Source organism: Devosia sp. SD17-2, assembly GCF_029201565.1.
GTDB lineage: Bacteria > Pseudomonadota > Alphaproteobacteria > Rhizobiales > Devosiaceae > Devosia.
Genome location: NZ_CP104002.1, coordinates 2,898,193 through 2,920,954, shown reverse-complemented (window position 1 = coordinate 2,920,954; position 22,762 = coordinate 2,898,193). Strand labels below are relative to the sequence as shown.

Annotated in this window: 20 protein-coding genes and 1 tRNA gene; 14 read left to right on the top strand and 7 right to left on the bottom strand. The window is 62.7% G+C overall.

What is annotated here, in order from left to right:
• Positions 1 to 24 precede the first annotated feature (24 nt).
• A complete protein-coding gene (locus tag NYQ88_RS14410) occupies positions 25 to 1,296 on the bottom strand; it encodes an extracellular solute-binding protein (RefSeq protein WP_275651814.1) in 1,272 nt (423 codons plus the stop codon).
• 168 nt (positions 1,297 to 1,464) lie between these two features.
• Here NYQ88_RS14410 and NYQ88_RS14405 point away from each other — a divergent pair, with 168 nt between their 5' ends.
• From NYQ88_RS14405 to NYQ88_RS14390, 4 genes are all read left to right on the top strand, one after another.
• Positions 1,465 to 2,310, top strand: a complete 846-nt coding sequence (locus NYQ88_RS14405; protein ID WP_275654926.1) for a helix-turn-helix domain-containing protein — start codon at positions 1,465 to 1,467, stop codon at positions 2,308 to 2,310.
• A gap of 8 nt (positions 2,311 to 2,318) precedes the next feature.
• The gene (locus NYQ88_RS14400) at positions 2,319 to 4,421 is read left to right on the top strand and encodes an adenylate/guanylate cyclase domain-containing protein (RefSeq protein ID WP_275651813.1); all 2,103 of its coding nucleotides are present in this window, start codon (positions 2,319 to 2,321) and stop codon (positions 4,419 to 4,421) included.
• A gap of 160 nt (positions 4,422 to 4,581) precedes the next feature.
• A tRNA-Pro gene (locus NYQ88_RS14395) sits at positions 4,582 to 4,658 on the top strand.
• 59 nt (positions 4,659 to 4,717) lie between these two features.
• Positions 4,718 to 5,698, top strand: coding sequence for a phosphotransferase (locus NYQ88_RS14390; protein ID WP_275651812.1), 981 nt, complete (start codon positions 4,718 to 4,720; stop codon positions 5,696 to 5,698).
• Between the two features lie 191 nt (positions 5,699 to 5,889).
• On the opposite strand, the gene NYQ88_RS14385 is transcribed toward NYQ88_RS14390, so the two are convergent.
• The 4 genes from NYQ88_RS14385 to NYQ88_RS14370 form a co-directional block, all read right to left on the bottom strand.
• Positions 5,890 to 7,170, bottom strand: a complete 1,281-nt coding sequence (locus NYQ88_RS14385) for an O-antigen ligase family protein (protein WP_275651811.1) — start codon at positions 7,168 to 7,170, stop codon at positions 5,890 to 5,892.
• Entirely contained in the window at positions 7,167 to 8,681 is a 1,515-nt protein-coding gene (locus NYQ88_RS14380; protein ID WP_275651810.1) for an undecaprenyl-phosphate glucose phosphotransferase, read from the bottom strand. Before NYQ88_RS14380 ends, NYQ88_RS14385 begins: the two co-directional genes overlap by 4 nt.
• Before the next feature lie 74 nt (positions 8,682 to 8,755).
• Entirely contained in the window at positions 8,756 to 9,853 is a 1,098-nt protein-coding gene (locus NYQ88_RS14375; RefSeq protein WP_275651809.1) for a glycosyltransferase family 4 protein, read from the bottom strand.
• Between the two features lie 50 nt (positions 9,854 to 9,903).
• Positions 9,904 to 10,461 (bottom strand): polysaccharide biosynthesis/export family protein, encoded by a 558-nt coding sequence (locus tag NYQ88_RS14370; RefSeq protein ID WP_275651808.1) that lies wholly within the window; start codon positions 10,459 to 10,461, stop codon positions 9,904 to 9,906.
• 150 nt (positions 10,462 to 10,611) lie between these two features.
• Between NYQ88_RS14370 and NYQ88_RS14365 the strand changes: the two genes are divergently transcribed.
• Both NYQ88_RS14365 and NYQ88_RS14360 read left to right on the top strand, forming a co-directional pair.
• Entirely contained in the window at positions 10,612 to 12,879 is a 2,268-nt protein-coding gene (locus NYQ88_RS14365; RefSeq protein WP_275651807.1) for a GumC family protein, read from the top strand.
• A gap of 14 nt (positions 12,880 to 12,893) precedes the next feature.
• The gene (locus tag NYQ88_RS14360; protein WP_275651806.1) at positions 12,894 to 13,934 is read left to right on the top strand and encodes a polysaccharide deacetylase family protein; all 1,041 of its coding nucleotides are present in this window, start codon (positions 12,894 to 12,896) and stop codon (positions 13,932 to 13,934) included.
• A 6-nt stretch (positions 13,935 to 13,940) separates the two neighbouring features.
• Here NYQ88_RS14360 and NYQ88_RS14355 read toward each other — a convergent pair whose 3' ends face one another.
• Complete coding sequence (locus NYQ88_RS14355) at positions 13,941 to 14,162, bottom strand: DUF2842 domain-containing protein (RefSeq protein ID WP_275651805.1); 222 nt, start codon at positions 14,160 to 14,162, stop codon at positions 13,941 to 13,943.
• A gap of 112 nt (positions 14,163 to 14,274) precedes the next feature.
• On the opposite strand from NYQ88_RS14355, the gene NYQ88_RS14350 reads away from it, so the two are divergent.
• The 7 genes from NYQ88_RS14350 to NYQ88_RS14320 all read left to right on the top strand — a co-directional run bounded on the left by NYQ88_RS14350 (position 14,275) and on the right by NYQ88_RS14320 (position 19,768).
• A complete protein-coding gene (locus NYQ88_RS14350) occupies positions 14,275 to 15,321 on the top strand; it encodes a COX15/CtaA family protein (RefSeq protein WP_275651804.1) in 1,047 nt (348 codons plus the stop codon).
• 134 nt (positions 15,322 to 15,455) lie between these two features.
• Complete coding sequence (rplM, locus tag NYQ88_RS14345; RefSeq protein WP_275651803.1) at positions 15,456 to 15,920, top strand: 50S ribosomal protein L13; 465 nt, start codon at positions 15,456 to 15,458, stop codon at positions 15,918 to 15,920.
• A gap of 1 nt (position 15,921) precedes the next feature.
• Entirely contained in the window at positions 15,922 to 16,404 is a 483-nt protein-coding gene (gene rpsI / locus NYQ88_RS14340) for a 30S ribosomal protein S9 (RefSeq protein WP_275651802.1), read from the top strand.
• Positions 16,405 to 16,554: 150 nt separating this feature from the next.
• Positions 16,555 to 17,193, top strand: a complete 639-nt coding sequence (locus NYQ88_RS14335; protein ID WP_275651801.1) for a hypothetical protein — start codon at positions 16,555 to 16,557, stop codon at positions 17,191 to 17,193.
• A 166-nt stretch (positions 17,194 to 17,359) separates the two neighbouring features.
• Entirely contained in the window at positions 17,360 to 18,736 is a 1,377-nt protein-coding gene (locus NYQ88_RS14330) for a dicarboxylate/amino acid:cation symporter (RefSeq protein WP_275651800.1), read from the top strand.
• 118 nt (positions 18,737 to 18,854) lie between these two features.
• Positions 18,855 to 19,121, top strand: coding sequence for an autorepressor SdpR family transcription factor (locus tag NYQ88_RS14325; RefSeq protein WP_275651799.1), 267 nt, complete (start codon positions 18,855 to 18,857; stop codon positions 19,119 to 19,121).
• Positions 19,118 to 19,768 (top strand): SdpI family protein, encoded by a 651-nt coding sequence (locus NYQ88_RS14320; protein WP_275651798.1) that lies wholly within the window; start codon positions 19,118 to 19,120, stop codon positions 19,766 to 19,768. The genes NYQ88_RS14325 and NYQ88_RS14320 overlap by 4 nt, the downstream gene beginning before the upstream one ends.
• Positions 19,769 to 19,793: 25 nt before the next feature.
• On the opposite strand, the gene NYQ88_RS14315 is transcribed toward NYQ88_RS14320, so the two are convergent.
• Entirely contained in the window at positions 19,794 to 21,119 is a 1,326-nt protein-coding gene (locus NYQ88_RS14315) for a glycosyltransferase (protein WP_275651797.1), read from the bottom strand.
• Positions 21,120 to 21,537: 418 nt separating this feature from the next.
• On the opposite strand from NYQ88_RS14315, the gene NYQ88_RS14310 reads away from it, so the two are divergent.
• Positions 21,538 to 22,761 (top strand): LL-diaminopimelate aminotransferase, encoded by a 1,224-nt coding sequence (locus tag NYQ88_RS14310; protein ID WP_275651796.1) that lies wholly within the window; start codon positions 21,538 to 21,540, stop codon positions 22,759 to 22,761.
• Position 22,762: the final 1 nt, after the last annotated feature.

Sequence of the window (22,762 nt, the reverse complement as noted above, 5' to 3'; positions counted from 1 at the left end):
GGAGCCCGCCCCGAGGAGTCGGCGTTACTGCATCTGCTGGCGCAGCTGGGAATCCATGGCCTTGAGGGCCTCGTCGATATCGCCGCCATTGGCGATGTTCGGCAGCTGGGCGCGGACAGCGAGGCGGGCTTCAGGCGTGAAGGTGCCATAGTCGACCGAAGGCACCTGGGCCAGCCAGTTCGAGAAGTTCTGCCAGACCGGTGCGCCACCGAAGAAATCGTCGCTGGCCTTGTAGGCCTCGCCTTCACGGGCGGCGAGCAGCGAGCCGACAGCGCCCTGATTGACGAGAATGCCCTGATAGAAGTCGACGTCTTCCGCCCAGACAGTCTTGAGGAAGTCGATGGCTTCTTCCTGGTTCTGGGAGGAGGCCAACACGTACCAGCTGGAGCCGCCATTGTTGGAGTAGCTGGTCGCGCCTTCGACATCATTGAGCTTGGGCAGCGGAGCCACGCCCCACTTGCCGGCCTGGTCGGCGGTCGACTTGATGGTGCCGGTGATCCAGACGCCCTGCGGAACCATGGCCACTTCGCCCGAGGTGAATGCGCCGGTGTAGCCGGTCCAGTCTGAGACGGGCTTGATCAGGCCGGCCTGGGCCATTTCCTGGAACACTTCGAGCGATTCCCGAAGCGCGGCATTATCGAGGATGTTCGGCTCATTGCCGTCCTTGAGATACCACTGGCCGGTGGACTGCATCATCATGACGATCTGGCCGTCGTCATTATAGTCCATGTCGATGAGGGGGTGGCCGGTCTTGGCGAGGATGTCCTTGCCGATTTCGATCAGGCGGTCCCAGGTGATGTCCTGGACGTCGGCGGCGGTGTAGCCGGCTTCCTCGAGATAGTCTGAGCGGTAGAAGAGGCCGGTGACGCCGGAGTCGAAGGGCAGGGAGTAGGACTTGCCTTCATGGGTCGCGGCGGCGACTTTGTAGTCGGCGAACTTGCTCATATCGATGCTGTCGGACAGCGGCACGAAGGCGCCGGGGAACGACTGCAGGAAGCGCTGGATATTGTCGTCCTGGATCAGGACGATGTCAGGCAGGCCGTCCGAGACGCCGGCAAGCAGCTGGGTCTGCAGCTTCTGGTTGATCTCGTCCTGGGTGACATTGTTGATGTTGAAGGTGGTTTCGGGATGGGCAGCGGTATAGCGCGCGCCGGCATCGGCCATGGCGGGAATATTGAAGTTCGGGTCCCAGCACCAGACGGTCAGTTCGGCGGCAGAGGCCGCGACGCTGAACATGCTGATGCCGGTCAGGGCGACGGCAAGCGTGCGGGTCCACCGCGTAACATTGCGAGACATTGTATTCCTCCCTTTTTGTTTGCTCTTCCTCCGAGCGCTTCCTAGAGTAACGACGCAATTGTCGCCGTCACTCTCAATCGGTAAGCGAACTTGGCGGAAAGTAAGATTAGTCGCGCATACTACGAGCCGCTGGTGGACGGCGTTGAGGGCTTGCCCACGGAACTGCACATGTTCCATTCCTCGCCACTGGTGATGAAGTCATCGCACTGGCATGTGCAGGTAGAAGTCAATTTCATCGTCAAGGGCTGGGCCCACTACAAGATGAGCGGGCACGAAATCCGCTTTTCCCAAGGGGACTTGACGCTTTTCTGGGGCGGGCAGCCGCACTGGCTGGACGATGCCTCTGATGATCTTGTCTATGCCGGAGGACATCTGCCGCTGGTGCATTTTTTCCGGCTGCGCCTGCCTTCGGAAATGCAGGCACGGCTGATGCAGGGTGCGACCCTGATTACCCAGGAAACCGACGATTCCGACCCCATCAATTTCGCGCGATGGAATAATTATGCCCGCTCCGGCGATCCGCTGAAGGCGGCGATGGCGGTGGACGAACTGCTGCTGCGCATCGAGCGCATCCGCTTCTCGTCCTATGACCTGTTGCCGGGGCCTTGCAACGCCGCCGGGGATGGTGGTCCGGACCACCACATCACCCCGATCATCGTGCGCATCTGCGAATTCGTGGCCGATAATTTCCTCGAGGACATCGACAGTTTCGATATCGCCGTGGCCGCGGATATCCATCCCAAATACGCCATGGCTGTGTTCAAGAAGTCGACCGGCATGACCTTGAACGAATACATCAATCTCATGCGTCTCTCGTTTGCGCAGGCGCAGCTGATGCGCAGCGAGCAGAGCGTCCTGACTATTGCCATGGAGAGCGGGTTCGGTTCGCTCAGCGCCTTCAACAAGGCGTTCCGCCGGGTGGCTGGCAAGTCGCCCACCGATTTCCGGCGCGATGTCCGATCGAGGCCGCCGGTTTCGGTGCTCCCGGTGGTCGTCCACCGCACGGCGGTCTGACGCCGGGCATGGACAGGAGAAAATGGATCGCGGTCGTGTTCGGCGTCGCGGTGATCGCAGCTCTGACCCTGTTGCGGCTGGCCGATCCCTATCCGCTGCAGGTGGCGCGCGAGACCAGCTTTGACAGTTATCAGCAGATGCTGCCGCGCCCGGTGGCGGGCCCGCTGCCCGTCCATATCGTCGATATCGATGAGGCCGCGCTGGCCGCGATCGGACAATGGCCGTGGCCGCGGGACGTCTTTGCCCTGCTGACCCAGCGCCTGCTCGAAATGGGGGCGGCGGCGGTGACGCTCGATCTCCTGTTCAGCGAGCCCGACCGCATGGGACCGGCTGGAACGGAGGCCGGGCTGAGCAATGACGGCCGGCTGGCCGCGGCACTGGCGGGCGGGCCGACCGTGCTCGCCATGGCGCAAAGCCCTCGGGCGGTGCCCACGCGCCTCGCGCCGAAAGGCGGGCTGGCGGTGACCGGTGTCGACCCGCTGGAAAACCTGCCGATGCTGGGCGGGGTCGCGCAGCCCCTGCCGGAACTGGCGGCGGAAGCCTCGGGCCTCGGGGTCGCCAGCCTCGAGCGCGGCGGGGGCGGGGTGGCGCGTCGGCTGCCACTGCTCTGGAACAGCGACGGCAAGATTTTTCCGACCCTCGCCGCCGAGGCCATGCGCGTGGCCATGGGCGTTTCCACCCTTGTGGTGCTGGGCGACAGCGGCGGGCATGTGGATCAGCTGCGCATTGGCGACCTCACCGTGCCCACCGGGCCGGAGGGGGATTTCTGGATCTACTATCGCCCCCTCGGCGATGACGTTTACACCTCCGCGGTGGGGATTTTGGGGGATGACTATACGGCGCTGACCGAGCGCATCGCCGGCAAGATCGTGCTCATCGGCACCTCGGCGACGGGGCTCCTCGATATTCGCTCCAGCGCGCTGGGCGAGGATGTGCCGGGGGTGACCATCCACCTGCAGGTGCTCGAGCAGATGATGACGGGGGCCTTCCTTGATCGCGCCGATTGGGTAGCGGGGCTGGAGGTGCTGATCTTTGTCACCGCGGGCCTGCTTATCGTCGGCAGCGTGGTGTGGACCGGGCCAATGGTGGGTCTGGTGGTATCGCTGGCCACGGTGGCGGCGGTGACGGCAGGAAGCTGGTTTGCCTTTTCCGGCGCGCGCCTCTTGATCGATCCGAGTTTTCCGCTTCTCGGTATTCTGACGCTGTTTGCGGCCATGGTGGTCTATCGCTTTGCCACCACCGATGCGGACCGGCGGCGCATAAGGCGGGCCTTCGCCCACTATGTCGAGCCCTCGTTGCTGACGCAGATCGAAGCGGACGAAAAACTGCTGCGCCTCGGCGGGGAGGTGCGCGAGCTGACGGTGATGTTCTCGGACGTGCGCAATTTCTCCGCCCTGGGCGAGCGCGTTGCGCCCGATGAACTGGTGGGCATTCTCAACCGGCTGTTCGGCGCGCTCGGTCACGCCATTGTCGACCATAAGGGAACGATCGACAAATTCATGGGCGACGCGGTGATGGCGTTCTGGAATGCGCCGGTGCGGATCGAGCGGCATGCGCTCTTAGCCTGCCGGGCCGCGCTGGCCATGCGCAAGGCGCTGGACGCGCTCAATACCGAGGGCGGCGAACAGATCAATATCGGCATCGGCATAGCCAGCGGTCCAGCGCTGGTCGGCAACATGGGGTTTGCCGAGCGGTTCGACTATTCTTGTGTCGGCGACACGGTCAATGTCGCGGCGCGGCTCGAAAGCATGTGCAGGGCGGTGGGGCATGAGATCATTGTCAGCGCGCCGACGGCTGCCGCGGCGTCGGAGCTGGCCTTTCTCGACGCCGGCAGGGTGGAACTCAAGGGCATGAGCGAGCGCGAGCCGATTCTCATTCTTGTTGGAGATGAGAACGTCAGGGACAGCGTCGCCTTCTCCAGCCTTGCCGAAGCGCACGGGACGCTACTGACGCTGCTTGCCGCCGGGGAGGGGACTGCCGAAGCACTCGCGACTTGCCGTGAGCTGGCAATGTCAGTCGAGCCAGCCCTTGCCGGGTTTTATGACGCCTTGCCTGGGAGGCAGGCCGATTTTGTGCCAAACAGCGGCCGTGCTGAGACTGTGCCCAGCTGAGGGCATTCCCGTTTGAGAGCCCGAGGAAGACGTGATCGACACTGGCGAGCCGGACATTCCGGCCCGGTAGGCGTTTAGCTGTGGAATTGTCACTTTGCTCCCCAGCCCACGAATTTTTAGGTTGCACGCCAAGCGCAGCTTCTCTATGTCTCCGCGCAGTCGGGGCGTAGCGCAGCCTGGTAGCGCATTTGTCTGGGGGACAAAGGGTCGTCGGTTCAAATCCGGCCGCTCCGACCATTTTCCAAAATCATACGCGGCAATGTCCGGCAGTCCTGTCGGGGCTGACTGGGGGAAAAATGGCGCTGACGAAAAGCGACATCGAGCCCGCCTTCTCGCTCTGGCCGCAGCTTGCTGGCCATGTCCGCGACGCACACCTCGTCAATCACTCTGAAAACGAGACCTTTCGCATCGATTGCGACGGCGGTGAGCCGTTCATGCTGCGCGTGAATCGGCCCGAATATCAGACCGAAATTTCAATAAACAGCGAGCTGGCCTGGCTTGCGGCGCTCCGCCGCGACACGGACCTGCCTATCAGCGAGCCGGTCGCGGGTCGCGATGGCGCGCTGCTGCAGAATTTCGAGACGCCCGCTGGCGAGCAGCGCCGTGGCGTGTTGTTCCGCTTTATCGCCGGGCGTGAGCCCGGACCGGACGAGGATCTCGTCCCGCTGTTCCGCACACTCGGCACCTATGCCGCGCGGATGCACCTTCATGTCATGAGCTGGACACCGCCGGCCGGCTTTGAGCGGCAGGTGTGGAACGCCGCCACCATCCTTGATGTCGACGGGCTCTGGGGCGATTGGCGCGTCACGCCGGGGGTGGATGCCCGGGTGCGGGAGGTGCTCGACCGGCTCTGTGTCGATCTCGCGCAGCGGCTGGCGGACTATGGTACTGGCGCGGATCGCTATGGCTTGATCCATGCCGACATGCGGCTTGGAAATCTGCTGGTCGAAGGCAGCCACATCAGCCTGATCGATTTCGACGACAGCGGCTTTTGCTGGTTCGCCTATGACTTTGCTGCCGCGGTCTCTTTCCATGAGACGCAGGCCAATATTCCGGCGCTGAAGGCAGCGTGGGTGGAAGGCTATCAGAGTGTGCGGGCGCTCAGCGGTGAAGATATCGCCATGCTCGACGCCATGGTGATGTTGCGGCGCATGGCCCTCTTGGCCTGGATTGGCTCGCATGCTGAGACCAATCTCGCCCAGACCCATATGGACGGCTATGCCGAAGGCAGCGCCGATCTCGCCGAACGCTTCATACGCGGGCCGATCTGGGGTTAGGGGCTTAAGGTGCCATGTCGTCGCGCCGTGGATCACCAGGATGAGCCGGGTGATGACGAAGGTACGGTGAGATCGCTGGTCTGTGCCCACTCTGAAGTCTTCACCCCTCACCCTGACCCTCTCCCCTGAGGGGCGAGGGGCGATGGAGGCGAGGGGCCTGCGTCAGAAAGGTATCCTATAAGAAGGCTGTCCTAAATGAGAGCCTCTTCGCGGCGGACGTTGGTGCGTGGATCGTTGTCGATGGCGCTTGAGACGCCCCAGACCAGACCGATCAGCAGGAACAGATGCCGCCAGTGGTCGGAGTCGATGATCAACGACTCGGCAGCCAGCATTGAAAATGTCGCAAGGAGCGGTATGGCGAGCAGCCGGTAAGGCGAGGGACGCAGGATCGACGTAAATCCCTTCCAGAGTGTGACGCCGATCAGCAGGTAGAAGAGGACACCGCCGCCCCAGCCGTAATTATGGAGCACTGAAACATAGACATTGTGTGGCTCCTCGATGATGCGCAAATTGCGGAACTCTCCTGGCCCCAGTCCCCTGGGATGGTCGAGTGCCAGCTCGAAGGCATAGCCCTGGCGGCCGAAGCGACCGGTTTCGCCGGTGTCGTAGCTTTGGGTGGCGAAGCGGGTTTCAAAGAGCTTGTAAACGGCGGGGATCGAGAGCAGGCCCCCGAGCGCCACCACAAGCATTGCGGCCCCGACCAGCGACATCATCATGATCCGCACCTTGTCGCGCGCGCCTGCTTCCAGGACGAAGACGAGGACGAGCGTGATGATCGATGAGGCCGCAAAATGCCCCCATCCGGCGCGGGAGAAGCTGACGAACACTCCAACGAAGAGCACGAGGTAGACGCCACCGGCGATGATCGCGGGCCAGCCGCGCAACAGCAGCACGCGCTGCAGGGCAAACATGGCGGGCAGGATCAGGAAGGGCGCAAAGACGTTTGGATCCTTGAACGTCGCCTTGGCGCGTCCATAGCGCAGGAAGAGGTCGGCGCCGGGCATGAGCCGCAGATAGGCCAGCGTGCCGATGATGGCGAGGAGCACGGCGATGGCGGTATAAGCGGCCATGATCAGCCGCATCCGGCGGATCGTGTCCTCCGCGACGTAATTGGCGGCGAAATAGGAGGTGCTGAGGAGAAAGATCGTCACCAGAGTGAAGATCAGCGCGTCTGTGAGCGGTGTGAACTGGACCTGGAAGACGGCAATCAGCGCAAAGGGGATGAACCCCAGGATGATCGCCAGCAGGCCGAGCGTCGATCGGTAGAGCCCAACCCCCGCCATGACGGCGACGGGCAGGACCAGCACGAACATCAACTCATAGGGCGAGGGCTCGATAAGGACGATGCCGCCCGCAAAGATCCACAGTGCCACCATCACGTCGAGGAGGCGCTGGGCCTTCTTGCGCACAAAAGCCTGCGCCGCCTCTTTCGAACCGACGAAGGCGGTATCGAAGGGGGCAGACAGGCTCAATAGGCGTTCTCGCTCTTGGCAAAAAGGGATACCGGGGTCATCGCGACGATATAGAGATCGAGCAGCAGCGACCAGTTCTCGATGTAGTAGAGGTCGTGGTTCACGCGCTGCATGATCTTGTCGATCGTGTCGGTCTCGCCGCGCCAGCCATTGATCTGGGCCCAGCCGGTCATGCCCGGCTTGACGCGATGCCGCGCGAAATAGCCTTCCACCGCCTCGTAATAGAGCTGGTTCTCGGCCTTGGCCTGAAGCGCGTGGGGGCGGGGGCCGACAATGGACAGCTCGCCCTTGAGCACGTTGAACAGCTGCGGCAGCTCGTCGATCGAGGTCTTGCGGATGAACTTGCCGACGCGGGTAACGCGCGGATCGTCCTTGGTCACGAGCTTGGCCGCATTGGCATCGAGCGTGTCGGTCCGCATGGAGCGGAACTTGTAGATATTGATCAGCTGGTTGTTAAAGCCATGGCGCTTCTGCACGAAGAACACCGGGCCCTTGCTCTCGAGCTTGATGGCGATGGCCGCGGCCAGCATGATCGGCGAGAGCAAGACCAGCGCCGTGACGGCGACCAGCTTGTCGAACCCCCATTTGAACACGAGGTTCCAGTCCGAGATCGGGCGGTCGGCCATGTCGAGGACGGCGACGCCACCGATATAGGAATAGGCCTTGTCGGTGAATTTGAGCTTGCTCATGTGGGCGGAGAGGCGGATGTCGACCGGCAGCACCCAGAGCTGGGTTAGCATGTCGAGGACCCGCTTTTCAGCCGAGAGCGGCATGGAGACGATGACGAGATCGACCGGCGTGCGGCGGGCAAATTCGATGAGGCTCGAGACCTTGCCCAGCTTGTAGTAGCCAGCCACCTCGTCAGGCGAACGCTCATCGATGCGATCATCGAAGAGGCCGAGGAGGTTTATGTCCTTGTCCGCACCGGCATTGATCTGCTCGATCAGCACTTCGGCATCCTTGCCGCCACCGACAATGACCGTGCGGCGCTTGAGCCGGCCCTGGCGGGTCCAGTGCTGCACCAGCGTATGCAGCAGCATGCGGTAGCAGATCAGCAGGACCGCTCCGGCAATGAACCAGGTCATCAGCCAGACGCGGGACACCATGTCGCCGGCCTTGAGGAAGAAGATGACGGCGGTGAGGATGGCCATCACCGAGGCCCAGACTGCAAGGACGCGACCCACCTGGCCGACAACGCGGCGATAGGCCGGCACGCGGTGGGTGCGCAGGGCATTGAGCCCGATATTGTTGAGGAAGGCCGCAACGACAATGAGGATTGTATAGAGCGTCTCGTCGCCCGGCGGCACATAGGCGGCCTGGATGCCAAAGCCAAGGGCGATCAGCAGACCTGCTTCCACCAGCTGGGCCACGCCGGAGATGACATTGCCCGAATAGGTGCGCTCAACCGGGCGCGCGATGATCTCTTCGGCGGGGACGGACAGTGGGGTGCCGGGATTGGCCTCGCGCGAGGCATGGCCGGAAATGGCCTGCTTTGGGTCGACACGAAACATCAGTGGCACCAGTACTCAATACACTAGATGACCGATACTGCGTCACAGACCTTTATGTTCAGTGAAATCGTCTCCTAGGATTGCGACAGCGCAGTCCGGTAGAGCTGTTCTATGGCAGTGCTCATCGGGGCCACTGCGAATTGGGCCGCGATCCCCTCGCGTCGCTGTTCGGCCTGGGCCCGCGTCACGGCAGGGGTGTCCAGTGTTGACTGCATTGCGTGCGACAGTGATCCGACGTCGCAGGGGGCAAGCAGGAGATCGGTCTCGCCGGCAAAGATCTCTGGAATGCCGCCGACATTGGTGGTGATCAGCGGCTTCCCGGCCGCTGCAGCTTCCAGAACAATGTAGGGCAGGGACTCGGCCAGCGATGGCACGACCACCGTCTTGCCGCGCGCGAACATGGCCCGGGCGGGTTGGGCACCGACGAGGCTGACGCGGGTCGTGAGGTTGAGCTCGGCGAGCCTTGTTTCGAGCGCGGCGCGATCCGGGCCGTCGCCGGCCATGATAAGGGTTGCGGGAGTGCCATCGGGCCGGGTGAGGCCGGTCATCGCCTCGACCAGCGGGAAGATGCCCTTGAGATCGCGCAGTTCGCCGACAAAGACGAAATCGGCGGCATCCACATCGGTCGCAACCGGCACGAATTCTTCCGGCGCCACGCCATTGTGGATGACAGCGACCGGGCAGGTGGGCGGGCCGATGAGGCGAGAGTATGTTGTTCTAGCGTAGGCGCTCTCAAAGATGATTGCCGCGGTTTGCGGCATCAGCCCGCGTTCGAGCCGGTGAAACAGTTTTCCCGATGCGGAGCTGGCGGAAAAATGCAGCACCCCGCCATGGGGCGTATAGAGAGCGCGGGCCTTGGCATTGCCGATGCGGGCGAGGCGGGCATAAAAGCCGCCTTTCGCGCCATGGCCATGCAGAATGTCGATCTCGAGCTTTTTGGCGAGGCTGCGCACGGCCAACGGCGTAGTGAGATCGCCCGGGCCAAGGAGGCGCGGCATCGGCAGGCGATGAATGCCGAGCCTGGCATGCGGCACGAGGGCGGCGAGGCGGGTCTCAGTCTGGGCGTCGCTGGCGAGGCTGTCAACGACGATGCCGACGTCATGACCCATGCCGTCGAGCGCGCGCGTCAGATCGGCGACATGGCGAAAAAGCCCGCCGACGGGCGCGCGCATGATCTGGAGGACGCGTAGTTGGCTGTTCGCGCCGAGCTGCGACAAGGGGTTTAGAACCAGCGCTCGTTGACGACGATGGTGTCGCCGGGGGAGAGCGGGAAGTCGAGCTCGACCGTGCCCTTGACCATCTCATTGCCCTTGCGGCGATAGACCGTGACCTTGCTGCGGTCCGCGGTGTCGTTGAAGCCACCAGCCGTGCTGATCGCGGCGCGGGCGGTCATGCCATAGACATAGGGGAACTGACCTGAGGTGCGCACTTCACCCTGGATGAAGAAGGGGCGGTATTCGGCAACTTCCACGGCCACATTGGGATTGCGCATGAAGCCATTGGCCAGCGCGGCCGCGATACGCGAAGCCGCGACGCTGGTGGTCTGGCCGCGCACCTGCACAGCGCCGACAAGCGGGAAAGCAATCGCGCCGGCGTCATTGACGCGATAGGTATTGGTCAACTCGGCATCGCCATAGACGGACACTCGCACTACATCGCCGGTGTCGAGCGAATAGACGCCCTTGGTCTCGACCGTATAGGTCGAGGGCAGAGAGGACGTCGTGGAGCATGCCGCCAGCGGCATCAGCAGTGTAACAGCGAGAATGGGTAGCCAGCGCATTGGGAATCCCGCGCGTTCGAGTTGGCCACAGTGTTGTTCTTTATGGTTAAGATTTCCCTTATGCCCTTGCGGTGCAGCCCGTTTTGCGGGGCCGATTAACGTAATCTTGACTACGCAGGGTGATAACTCTGGTCTCGGTGAGGACCTGACATGACTCTGGATGCGCCCAGCATGCGCGATGCGCGAATTGACATTGCAGCGGTGATGGGTGCGCTGGGGCGGAAACTGCCCCGAATTATCCTGGTTACTCTGGTGCTGCTGGCAGCGACTTTTGTCGTGCTGATGTTCATGCCCAAGCTCTATGAATCATCTGCCTCTATTCTGGTGGAGCCGCGGTCCAACGCCTTCGTGCGCGCCTCCAACGAGCAGATGCCCAGCGCCGGCGGGGCCGATACCGGCGTTGTTTCCAGCCAGATCGAGCTGATCAAATCACGCGATACACTGCTGCGAGTCATCGATGAACTCGACCTGCGCTCCAAGGCCGAATTCAACGGCTCGCAGTCGGGCTTTTCGCCGATGGGCGTGCTGATGCAGCTGCTGGGCCGCAGCAACCGGCCCGTCAGCATCGACGAAACAGTGCTCAATACGCTCTATGATCGCATGACCGTGGTGCAGGAGCGCGACTCGCGCATTATCAGCGTGCTGGTGCGTTCGACCGATCCGCAGCTTGCCGCCGATATCGCCAATGCGGTGGCGCGCGCCCATGTGGTGCGCCGGGCGCAGCTCTCGCTCTCCGACACCGCCGACGCCTCCGGCTGGCTCAATGAGGAAATCGCCCGCCTGCGCATTTCGGTGGAACAGGCCGAATCCGCCGTGGCCCAGTTCAAGGTCGACAATGATCTTTATGTCGGCGCCAACAGCACCAGCCTGCTCGACCAGCAGCTTTCGACCATCTCCACCCAGATCGCCACGGCTCAGGAGCGCAAGAATACTGCGCTCGGCCGCGCCGCGCTGATCCGCGACCTCTTGCTCAGCGGCCAGCCCATTGATGGGGTGACCGATGTGCGCGCCTCCGCCGTCGTTCAGCAGCTGAGCCAGGAGAAGGTCCGCCTGCAGGGTGAGCGCGCCCAGCTGTCGGCGACGCTGCTGCCCAATCATCCCACCATCCGCGCCATCGATTCCCAGCTGCGCGAGCTCGAAACCCAGATCCGTCAGGAAGGCATGCGCGTTGCCGAGACGCTGGAAGCCGAGGGTAAGGTCGAGGGCAATCTTGAAGCTACGCTCACAGCCGATCTCGACCGGCTTAAGCAGACCGCCTCGACGGCCACCCGCGACACAGTGGCGCTCGACGGGCTTGAGCGCGAAGCCAAGGCCCAGCGCGACCTGCTCGAGGCCTATCTCCTGCGCTATACGGAAGCCTCATCGCGCGTCGATACCAATTCGACGCTGCCAGACGTGCGTGTCGTAACCGAAGCTGCGCCCTCCGTCGTGCCGGCGTCGCCCAAGACCGCGCTGATCCTTGCGGCTGTCGGTTTTGTGGCGCTGGCAGGCCAGGTTGGCGTCGCCATTTTCAGCGAACTGCTGTCCGGCCGCGCACTCCGGCCCGTTCACGGCTTTGCTCCGGCGGCTCCGGTTGCCGTGGCCGATCCTGTTGAGCCCGTGGCTCCTGTTGCTTCTGTCGTCCCGGCTGCTGCGGTTGAAACCCAGCTGCCCGTGGTCGAAACCCCACCGCAGCCCGAGGCTGCGAGCGAAGACGAGCCGTCTCTCCGCACCGAGCCGCAGAGCCTCCTGTCCCGCGATGCCAGCGACGTGGCGGACATTGCTTCGAGCGATACCCGCGCGCTCCTCAAGGAACTGACCGAACGCCGCGAACGCGCTGCGCCTCCGGAAGAGGCCGTGCCACCGCCACCCGCTCCGCCGCGCCAAAGCGTTCCGGGCATGGTGCGCTACGCCGACCTCGCGGCCGATCTGGTGCTCGGGCGCACCCATCTTCTGTTGCTGGCCGACTATGGCCGCGACTTGCCCAGCGAAACCCTGGCGCGCGAACTGATCAACGATGCCCTGTCCAAGGGGCTCAGCGTGGCACTCGTCGACGCCGGTAGCGGCCGGGTTGGCCCGATCCCCGGTCTGTCCGACCTCAGCGCCGGCGCCGTGAGCTTTGGCGATATCGTGCAGAAATCGGCCTCCAGCAGTTTTGCCGAGATCGCCTGGGGGCAGGGGGACGCCATCGACCGCAATTCCGCCCGTCCGATCACCCTCGTTGAGGCCTTGGGCGACATCTATGAGGTTGTGGTGGTGCTGACGGGGCGGGTTGCCGGGCGTTCCAGCCTGCCGCTCTTTGCCGATCTTGGTGGTCGCGTCGTGCTGGTGGCTGCCAATTCGGAAGAGACCGATGAGGCCAATGACATTCGACGCCAATTGCTCGATGCCGGCTTGCCCAAGGTTGAGATCGCCGCTCTGGCCGATCTGGCCGCCTAGCCGGTCGGATAGCGATGTCGCTAAAATACACCGCAATTCGTGCTGCCTTTGAAGCCTTGTGGTTGGCGCGGCTGCCGCAACTTTCCCGCGCCCTGTCAGCATCACGCGGGGTGATCTTCACCCTCCACCGCGTGCTGCCGAACAAGCCCGCGGCGTTCTCGCCCAATGCCATTCTGCAGATCGAGCCGGGCTTTCTCGACTACGTCGTCGAGCGCGTGCGGGGGCTCGACATGGATATTGTCACGCTCGATGAGGCCGTCGACCGGCTCGCCGCGAAGACTGCGGGGCGCAGGTTTGTCGTCCTCACCTTCGACGATGCCTATCGTGACAATCTCGTCCATGCCCTGCCGGTGCTGAGAAAGCACGCAGCCCCCTTCACGCTCTATGTTCCGACCGCCTTCGTCGATGGGACCGGTCAGCTGTGGTGGCAGGCCATCGAAGATATCATCGCCCGCCAGGAGGCTGTCGCCTTCTCGGAGAACGGCGAGACCGAATACCTTGATATACGGACCGCGGCGCAGAAGAGCGAGGCATTCGACCGGATCTACTGGCGCATGCGAAAACTGCCAGAGCCGGAGCGCCGGCATCTGCTCGCCCAATTCACCGAAAACTATGGCTATGATCTCGCGCAGCAGTGCCGCGATCTGATCATGGACTGGCAGGAGTTGATGACGGTGGCGAGCGATCCGCTCTGCACCATCGGCGCGCATACGGTGAACCACTACGAACTGGCAAAACTGCCCGCCGAGGAAGCGCGTTCGGAAATGGCGCGATCCGCCGAAATCCTGGAAGCGAAGCTCGGCCAACGGCCGATGCACTTTTCCTATCCGCTCGGTGGGCCGCTCTCGTGCGGGCCGCGGGAATTCGCGCTGGCGACCGAGCTTGGGTTCCGCACCGCGGTGACGACGCGCCCGGGAGGGCTCTATCCCGCCCACCTCGCTAGTCTCACCGCCCTGCCGCGCATTTCGCTGAACGGGCTTTTCCAGCAGCGGCGCTATGTCGACATTTTTGCCAGCGGTGGCCTCTTCACCCAGATGGGTCGGGTGATGGGGTAGGGTCCTTTAGCCGGCCCGGCGCTCCGCGTCCGGTCGCGCCATCCAACGCACCAGCCACATGGCCGGAAGCAGCCAGCCCATGGCGGCAATGATGAAGTAGAGGATCAGGACGAGCCCGGGCAGGCCCTCCGGCAGGGCAAGGTAGATCGATGTCGCCAAGACCGACCACGCCACGATTGAGGCGACGATCAGGAACGCGCCGATCAATTTGCGATTACGCTGGGTCATGTGCGGCATCTGGACTGTTGCGGGAACATGCCCCCGGGATTACCACTGCGCCAGTTTCTTCGATACCAGAAAGATCGCTGTGACGACCTTGCAGGATGCCGCACCCGGCAAAGTGAGTATTGTTGGTGACCGCCTCCGCCCCGTGCGGATCTGGCTTTATATTATGGCCGCGATGGTTCTCGCCATGGTGATGGTGGGGGGAATGACCCGCCTCACCGGTTCGGGCCTGTCGATCACCACCTGGAAGCCCATATCGGGCATCATCCCGCCGCTGACCCAGGCGGACTGGCAGGCCGAGTTCGAAGGCTACAAGCTGATCCCGCAGTATGAGGTCTACAATCACTGGATGACCCTTGAGGACTTCAAGGGCATTTTCTGGTGGGAGTGGGGCCATCGGTTCCTCGGCCGGATCATCGGCTTTGCCTTCGCCATTCCCTTCCTTGTCTTCCTGTTCCAGCGCCGCCTGACGTCGGACATGACCCTGCCGCTGGCCGGTCTTTTCATTCTGGGTGGTTTTCAGGGCTTTCTGGGCTGGTGGATGGTCTCGTCCGGCCTCACCGAATTGACCTCTGTGTCGCAATATCGCCTGGCGACCCATCTGACAGCGGCCTTGATCCTGTTGTTGGCATTGATCTGGGTGGCCCGACGAATGCGGCCCGAGCCGGTAGAGAATACCGTCACCAGCTTCAACAAATGGGCCGCGGCCATCCTTCTCGGGCTGCTCGTAATCCAGATCGCCGCTGGTGCCTTTGTCGCCGGTATCCAGGCGGGCATGGGCTTCAACACCTGGCCGCTGATGGAAGGCAAGTTCATTCCCGATGGTCTTTATGCCCATGATCCGGCGTGGTTAAGCCATTTCGAAGACGGTCTGACGGTGCAGTTCAACCACCGCATGCTGGCCTATCTCATCACCATCTATGCGGCGGTGATGGTGTGGCTGCAGGCCCGGAACCATGGCTTCTCGGGTGTGCATCGCTGGCTGGTGGTGATCATGGCTCTGGTCGTGGCCCAGGTTGCCCTCGGCATCGCGACGCTGCTCTCCAAGATCAATATCGATCTGGCGGTCGCGCACCAGGGTCTCGCCTTCATTCTGGCCTCCGCAATCGCGGCGTATCTGGCCGATATGACGAAAACACACGCTCTCGGTACGGTAAAATAATACCGCATTTGTAAGCTGTTGTTTTTAAATGACTTTTTAGGTGGGGTTGACGGCGTGTCGAATCCCTCCTAAAGACCCCACCGAACTGGTCGGTTCCCTGTGGATCGACTGCCTGAATCTTAGGGATTTCGATTATGAGCACTTACTCGGCAAAACCGAGCGAGATCGAAAAGCAGTGGATCCTCATCGACGCCGAAGGGCTGGTGGTGGGTCGTCTTGCTTCGATCATTGCCTCGCGTCTGCGCGGCAAGCACAAGGCGACTTTTACGCCTCACATGGACATGGGTGACAATATCATCGTCATCAATGCTGACAAGGTGAAGCTGACCGGTCGCAAGCTCGACCAGCACCGCTTCTACTGGCACACCGGTTACCCCGGCGGCATCAAGGACCGTACCGCGCGCGAACTGCTCGAGGGTCGTTTCCCGAACCGCGTGCTGGAAAACGCCGTGCGTCGCATGATGCCCGGTGGCCCGCTGACCCGCGCCCAGCTCAAGAACCTGCGCGTCTATGCCGGTTCCGAGCACCCCCATGTCGCACAGAACCCGACCGCTCTCGACGTCGGCGCGATGAACCCCAAGAACGTCCGGGTGAAGTAACATGGCCGACACCATCAACTCTCTCGAAGATCTCGGCACTGCTGCCGGCGCACCCGCCGTCAACGCTGCTCCCGTTCACGAACAGAAGCTCGACAGCCTCGGCCGCGCCTATGCCACCGGCAAGCGCAAGAACGCCGTCGCTCGCGTCTGGATCAAGCCCGGCAAGGGCAAGGTCACCGTCAACGGCCGTGAATTTGCGAAGTACTTCGCTCGTCCGGTTCTGCAGCTGATCGTCAAGCAGCCGATCGTCGCTTCCGAGCGCCTCGACCAGTATGACGTCAACGTCACCGTTGCTGGTGGTGGTCTGTCCGGCCAGGCCGGTGCGATCCGCCACGGCATCTCCAAGGCACTGACCTACTTCGAACCGACCCTGCGTCCGGTTCTGAAGAAGGGCGGCTTCCTGACCCGCGACAGCCGCGTCGTGGAACGCAAGAAGTACGGCAAGGCCAAGGCCCGTCGTTCGTTCCAGTTCTCGAAGCGCTAAGCTTTTCGAACTTGCCAGATTTGCAGAGGGGTCGGGAAACCGGCCCCTTTGTTTTTGGAGGGTGTGCGGGGAGGGCGCAATTTCCTTGCCCGACAGGCTGGTCAAGCCGCCCAGCGCTCTCCATATGGGTACTGCCGATAGAGCCCGTCCATGCCCAGCCTCGTTACCCGCTTTCATCTCCTCATTTTTTTCGTCACCCTCGCGACCACGGGTGTGGCGCTCCTCCATGTGCCGGAAAGCTTCGCCTTTGTAGCGCACTGGAGCGGCAGCGTGGCCGACTGGGTCTGGCCGCGCGATTTGGCGCTGGCCGCGGCGCCGCTGATAGAAGTCGGGCTGATCGCGGTGTTTTACCTGCTGGGGCGCGCCTTGACGAAAAACCACCTCGCCAAGACCCGCCATATCCTCGATCCGGCCCTGACCCTGCTGCTCGCCGTGCCGTCCTTTTGCCAGCTTGGCCTGCTGTTCGCGGGGATCGGCTCCGACCTCGACCTCATTCGCTTTGCCGGCTTCGGCCTTGGCGCCGTTTTGATGCTGCTGGGGATCGTGCTCTATGGTGCCGAACGCCACTCCTATGGTGGATTGCGCCTGCCCTGGCCGGTGCCGTCCGACCGGGCATGGGTTATCGTTCATCGCGTGACGGGCGTCGCGACTTTCCTTGCCGGTATGGGGCTTGCTGTGCTCGCCTGGGCCGATCCGGGGCTGGGCGTATTGGTGACGTCATACGCCCTCAGCCTGCTGCTGTTGCCTTTGCTGGCCGGGCTCGTGAGTCTCGTCACGCGGCCCCTCTGAGACGTTCGATCTCCAATCCATTGCGCCGGCATTAGGAATTTCCTCGCGTTTGGAAGGAAATGGAATGCCATGCGCTGCTTTCGGTGGAGGGCAGGCGTAAGTTTTGGGCAACCCGCAGGCGAGCGTCAGAGAACGCGCTGGCCTGTCAGCTCAAAGGTCACCTTTCATGTCTCCCACAACCGTTTCGGCGGCGCGAGCGCCGCGTGCTCCCAAGCCCTTTTACGCAAGCTTTGGCTTCCAGGTCCTCGCGGCCATGGTGGTCGGCCTGATCCTTGGCTTCATCGCCCGCAATATCGGTCCCGATGCCGCCGGCAACGCCAACTGGCTCACCCAGACGTTGTCGACCATCGGCTCGTCCTTCGTCTCGCTGCTGCGTGCGCTGGTGCCGGTGCTGGTCTTTACCGCCATTGTCGCCTCGATCGCCAATCTGCGCGAACTCAACAATGCGGCCAAGCTCGTCTGGCAGACACTGCTCTGGTTCGCCATCACTGCGCTGATCGCCGTGGCCATCGGCATTGCGCTCGGCCTCATCATTCAGCCGGGGATCAACACCGCCGTCACCGAAGCCGCTGCCCGCGCGCCGTCCTCGACCGGGTCCTGGCTCGATTTCCTCAAGGGGCTGATTCCGTCCAACATCTTTGGTCTGCAGGCGTCGACCCGCGTGACCGATAGCGGCGCTACGACCAGCCTCAACTTCAACGTGCTGCAGATCCTCGTGATCTCCATCGTTGTCGGCATCGCCGCCCTGCGCGTTGGTCCGGCCGCCGATCCGTTCCTCGCCTTCAACCGCTCCTTCCTCAAGATCGTCCACAAGATCCTGTGGTGGGTCATTCGCCTGACGCCGATCGGCACCATCGGCCTCCTGGGCAATGCCGTCGCCGTCTATGGCTGGGATGCGCTGGCGCAGCTGGGGTGGTATTCGGCCGCCATCTATATCGGCCTCGCCCTCGTGCTCTTCGTTGTCTACCCGGTGCTGTTGCAGGCCAATGGCCTCAACCCCATCCGCTATTTCCAGAGCGCCTGGCCGGCGATTCAGCTCGCCTTCGTGTCGCGTTCCTCCATCGGCACGCTGCCGGTCACCGAACGCATCACTGAGAAGAACCTCGGCGTGCCGCGCGAATATGCCTCCTTTGCCGTGCCGCTTGGTGCGACCACGAAGATGGACGGTTGCGCGGCCATCTATCCGGCGATCTCGGCGATTTTCGTCGCCCAGTTCTTCGGCATCAGCCTTGGCATCGAGCACTATCTGCTGATCGTCTTCGTCTCGGTCATCGGCTCGGCAGCCACGGCCGGCCTCACCGGCGCGACTGTCATGCTCACCCTGACGCTGTCGACCCTCGGTCTGCCGCTTGAAGGCGTCGGCCTCTTGCTCGCCGTCGACCCGATCCTCGATATGGGCCGCACCGCAGTCAACGTCGCCGGCCAGGCGCTCGTGCCGACCATCGTCGCCAAGCGCGAGGGCATTCTCGACCAGGCCACATACGACCGCGGCGAGAGCATCGAAGCGCTCGATATTGAACCCAACGCGGTGCCGGCGGAATAAGAAATCCCCATCTCCGTACTGGGGGAGGCGCAAGCCTCCCCTTTTTTGCATATATATTTCGCCTTGACGCTAATTAGGCAAAACGCTAATTAGCGCGGCATCGAAATAGGAGAGGTTCTTGGGTATCAACGCCGTCTTCGAGGCGCTCTCGCATCCGGTGCGGCGCAAGGTTCTGGCGCTGCTCAAGACTGGACCGATGAGCGCCGGCGAGCTTGCCGATCATTTCGAGATCAGCCGGCCCACGCTTTCGGTCCACTTTGCCAAGCTCAAGGAAGCGGAGCTCGTGGCCGTGGAGCGACAGGGGACGAGCCTCATCTACCATCTCAATACGTCGGTGCTGGAACAGGCACTGGCCGATGTGCTTTCGCTGGGGGAAGAGAAATGAAGAAAGCCAATATTGTCAGTCCATCTGTCCTGGCGGGCGTGGCGTTGCTCATCGTCATCACCATCATCGGCTATCTACTGGTGCCGGCCGAAGCCCAAATGCCGGTCCACTGGGGGCCGGACGGCAAGGCTGACGCCTATCTCATGCGCGATTGGGCTCCGCTGATGCCAATCGGGCTGATCGCTGTCATGGGTGTGATCTTTCAGATCGTGCTGCAGCGGGGGCCGCAGGGTGAACGGGCCCTCGCAGGTCTGCGGACGGCCTTCGCCGGCTTCACCCTGCTGATGTCGGTAATCCAGGCGGGGGCCATTGCCATCACACTGGGCTCCAATCTCGAGATGGTTCGGGTGATCGTCTTCGGCCTGGGCGCGCTGTTCATCGCGATGGGCAATATCCTGCCCAAGTCGCAGCCGAACGGTTTTGCCGGCATGCGTTTGCCCTGGACCATGAAGAATCCGGCAAACTGGCAGGCGACAAACCGTCTTTCCGGCATGCTGATGATGGTGGGCGGGGGCGGTATGGCCCTGGCGGCCGTGCTGATTGCGGATACGAGCTGGCTGCTCGCCATTGTCGCCATCTGCATTTTCGGGCCGCTCTTGATCGGCACGTACTACAGCTATCGCCTGTCCCGTCAGGGCCAGGCGTAAAAGAGAGGGCGACACGCGGGTCGCCCTATACGGCTTTCTTGAGTGAGAGCTTTTTGGCCTTGGTCTTCTTGCGCTCGACCTTAGCGGCGCGGGGCACGAAATTGGCCATGACACGCTCGATCACCTTGATCGCCCGATCGACACCATCCTCGCTGCGCAGCTTTTCGGCCAGTTCGGCGGCATTGCGGCGATAGGCTTCGTTGCTGGTGAGATCTGTCAGCGACTGGGCCAGCGTTTCTGCCGTCAGCTTGCGCAGGCGAATGGGTTTGGGGCCGCAGCCCAGCTCATAGACGCGACGACCCCAGTATGGCTGGTCCATGGCCTGCGGGACCACAAAGGTCGGGCGCCCGAGGTGGAGGCCCGCCGAGGTCGTGCCGGCACCGCCATGGTGCACCACGGCGCTGACATAGCGGAACAGACGGTCGTGCGGTGCTTTTTCGATGGCAAAGATCGTATCGGGCAGGTCCCGTGGATCGATGCCGCCCCAGCCGCGTGCGACGACGGCGCGGCCGCCCCAGAGCGCCATGGCTTCCTTGAGGATGCGCGTATTGCGCTCGGCGCCAAAGGGCATGGAGCCAAATCCGATATAAACCGGCGCTTCGCCTGCCGAGAGGAAAGCTTCAAATTCCGGCGTCGGCTCCCAGCCGCTGCGATCGCGAAGGTTCCAGTAGCCGGTGACGAGCGCAGTCTTGGGCCAGTCGCGCGGACGCGGGCTGACGGCCGTGGAATAGGCGTAGAGCGTGGTGAGTGCCGAACCATCGGTATTGGTGAAGACGCCGCCCATATTGCGCGCATCGAGCCCCATCAACTCGCGGCGCAGGCGATTGCGCGGCAGGTTCCAATAGGCCTGCTGCATGGTGGCGGCGGTATAGGAGAGCTTGTTGAGCGTGGGGCCGAGGTCATCGGCGACATAATACATCGACAGCGGAAACTCGCTGGTCGAGTTGAGCGGCTGCAGCGCCGTCATGATCGCCGGGATCTTCAGCGCCTCGGCGATGTCGATGCCGAAGCTGGTGTTCATGTTGACGATGATGGCGTCAGCGCCCTGGCACATGCGCCAGGCCGAGCGCGCCGCGGTATCGACGATCTGCTGGCCCTGGCGCAAGAGGGATGGGCCATTGATGAGCATGGAAGTGCTCATCGCGCTTTCAAACCGTGATTCCTTGAGGAAGGACTGGATCGAGGGTCCAAGCGAGTGGAACTCAAGCCCGTAGCCGGTGACCAGATCCTCGAATTCTTCGGTCGCGCCGAGTGCAACCGTATATCCGCGCTCCTGAAGCGCAATGGCCAGGGCGAGATAGGGCTGAACGTCGCCTTGCGTGCCGATCGTCACCAGGGCAATACGCTTCAAGTTCGAACCTCACCTAACGCCGTTCGGTTCCGAACTTCGGAACCCCGCGGCCCATTTACAAGACCCGGAGGACGATTTAAGAACAGCCTGTCGATCGTTGCTTTCCTTACAAAAATGACTTCCGAAGGGCAAGAGACATGCTGTCTCCGTTCACTGTTGCAAAGGTTGGAGCCCAGCTCGCCGGCAAGGTGATGGCGGTTGCCGCGGCCGCCAACGCGGCAAGCGCCCGCTAGCTCTTCCCACATGGCCATGCTCGTGGCCGGGAAGAGCCGAATACAGCGCAAACCCCAATCGGACCGGGCGATTTAACCCGTCTGCAACCATAATTCCGCGATAATCAGCCTCCCATAATCGAGGTTTGGCGCCCGAGCGCGTCGCGGCAAGATCAGGGTCTCTGAGAGGCCCGCCGAGGAATCACATGAGCGAAGTTTTCCACCGTATCCGTCGCCTCCCGCCTTATGTTTTTGCCCATATCGACCCGATCAAGGCCAAGGCGCGCGCTGAGGGAGTCGATATCATCGACCTCGGCATGGGCAATCCGGACATGCCGACGCCCGACCACATCGTCGAAAAGCTGCAGGAAACGGTCAAGGACGGTCGCACCCATCGCTATTCCACTTCGCGTGGCATTTCCGGTCTCCGCAAGGCCCAGGCCAGTTATTACGGTCGCCGCTTTGGCGTGAAGCTGAACCCCGACACGCAGGTCGTGGCGACGCTCGGCTCCAAGGAAGGCTTCGCCAACATGGCTTCGGCCATCACCGCCCCCGGCGACGTGGTGCTGGTGCCAAATCCGACCTATCCGATCCATTCGTTCGGCTTCATCATGTCGGGCGGCGTTGTTCGCTCCATGCCGGCTGAGCCGGGTGAAGACTTCATGCGCGCGCTCGATCGTGGCGTCCGTCACTCGATCCCCAAGCCCATCGCGCTGGTGCTGAACTACCCGGCCAACCCGACCGCCTACACGGCCGACCTCGATTTCTACACCGAGGTGGTCAAGTACTGTAAGGCCAACGACATCCTGATCCTGTCCGATCTCGCCTATTCCGAGATCTATTTCGACGAGAAGGAGCCGCCGCCGTCGATCCTGCAGGTGCCGGGCGCGATCGACATTTCGGTGGAGTTCACCTCGATGTCGAAGACCTATTCCATGCCGGGCTGGCGCGTTGGCTTTGCCGTCGGCAACGAGCGCCTGATCGCCGCTCTGGCGCGCGTGAAATCCTACCTCGACTACGGTGCTTTCACGCCGATCCAGGTTGCGGCCGTCGCTGCGCTCAATGGCTCCGATGATGTCATCGAGGAAGTCCGCAAGGTCTATAAGCACCGTCGCGACGTCATGGTGGAAAGCTTTGGTCGCGTCGGCTGGGATATTCCGGTTCCCAAGGCCACCATGTTTGCCTGGGCGCCGATCCCTGCCCAGTTCGCCCACCTCGGCTCGCTCGAATTTGCCAAGATGCTGGTTCAGGAAACCGGTGTGGCCGTGGCTCCGGGCGTCGGCTTTGGCGAATATGGCGACCAGTACATCCGCCTCGCTTTCGTCGAGAACGAGCAGCGCATCCGTCAGGCCGCGCGCAACATCAAGAAGCTGCTGGGCTCCAAGGGCGACCAGGGCAACGTGGTGCCGCTCGCTGGTGGCACGAAGTAAA

What these genes read in the sequence shown, in the direction of transcription:
- rplM (WP_275651803.1), top strand. Translation starts at nt 15,456, where the DNA reads ATGAGCACTTACTCGGCAAAACCGAGCGAGATCGAAAAGCAGTGGATC.
- NYQ88_RS14405 (WP_275654926.1), top strand. Translation starts at nt 1,465, where the DNA reads ATGTTCCATTCCTCGCCACTGGTGATGAAGTCATCGCACTGGCATGTG.
- NYQ88_RS14335 (WP_275651801.1), top strand. Translation starts at nt 16,555, where the DNA reads ATGCCCAGCCTCGTTACCCGCTTTCATCTCCTCATTTTTTTCGTCACC.
- NYQ88_RS14380 (WP_275651810.1), bottom strand. Translation starts at nt 8,681, where the DNA reads ATGTTTCGTGTCGACCCAAAGCAGGCCATTTCCGGCCATGCCTCGCGC.
- NYQ88_RS14310 (WP_275651796.1), top strand. Translation starts at nt 21,538, where the DNA reads ATGAGCGAAGTTTTCCACCGTATCCGTCGCCTCCCGCCTTATGTTTTT.
- NYQ88_RS14410 (WP_275651814.1), bottom strand. Translation starts at nt 1,296, where the DNA reads ATGTCTCGCAATGTTACGCGGTGGACCCGCACGCTTGCCGTCGCCCTG.
- NYQ88_RS14355 (WP_275651805.1), bottom strand. Translation starts at nt 14,162, where the DNA reads ATGACCCAGCGTAATCGCAAATTGATCGGCGCGTTCCTGATCGTCGCC.
- NYQ88_RS14370 (WP_275651808.1), bottom strand. Translation starts at nt 10,461, where the DNA reads ATGCGCTGGCTACCCATTCTCGCTGTTACACTGCTGATGCCGCTGGCG.
- NYQ88_RS14330 (WP_275651800.1), top strand. Translation starts at nt 17,360, where the DNA reads ATGTCTCCCACAACCGTTTCGGCGGCGCGAGCGCCGCGTGCTCCCAAG.
- NYQ88_RS14320 (WP_275651798.1), top strand. Translation starts at nt 19,118, where the DNA reads ATGAAGAAAGCCAATATTGTCAGTCCATCTGTCCTGGCGGGCGTGGCG.
- NYQ88_RS14365 (WP_275651807.1), top strand. Translation starts at nt 10,612, where the DNA reads ATGACTCTGGATGCGCCCAGCATGCGCGATGCGCGAATTGACATTGCA.
- NYQ88_RS14400 (WP_275651813.1), top strand. Translation starts at nt 2,319, where the DNA reads ATGGACAGGAGAAAATGGATCGCGGTCGTGTTCGGCGTCGCGGTGATC.
- NYQ88_RS14375 (WP_275651809.1), bottom strand. Translation starts at nt 9,853, where the DNA reads ATGCGCGCGCCCGTCGGCGGGCTTTTTCGCCATGTCGCCGATCTGACG.
- NYQ88_RS14360 (WP_275651806.1), top strand. Translation starts at nt 12,894, where the DNA reads ATGTCGCTAAAATACACCGCAATTCGTGCTGCCTTTGAAGCCTTGTGG.
- rpsI (WP_275651802.1), top strand. Translation starts at nt 15,922, where the DNA reads ATGGCCGACACCATCAACTCTCTCGAAGATCTCGGCACTGCTGCCGGC.
- NYQ88_RS14390 (WP_275651812.1), top strand. Translation starts at nt 4,718, where the DNA reads ATGGCGCTGACGAAAAGCGACATCGAGCCCGCCTTCTCGCTCTGGCCG.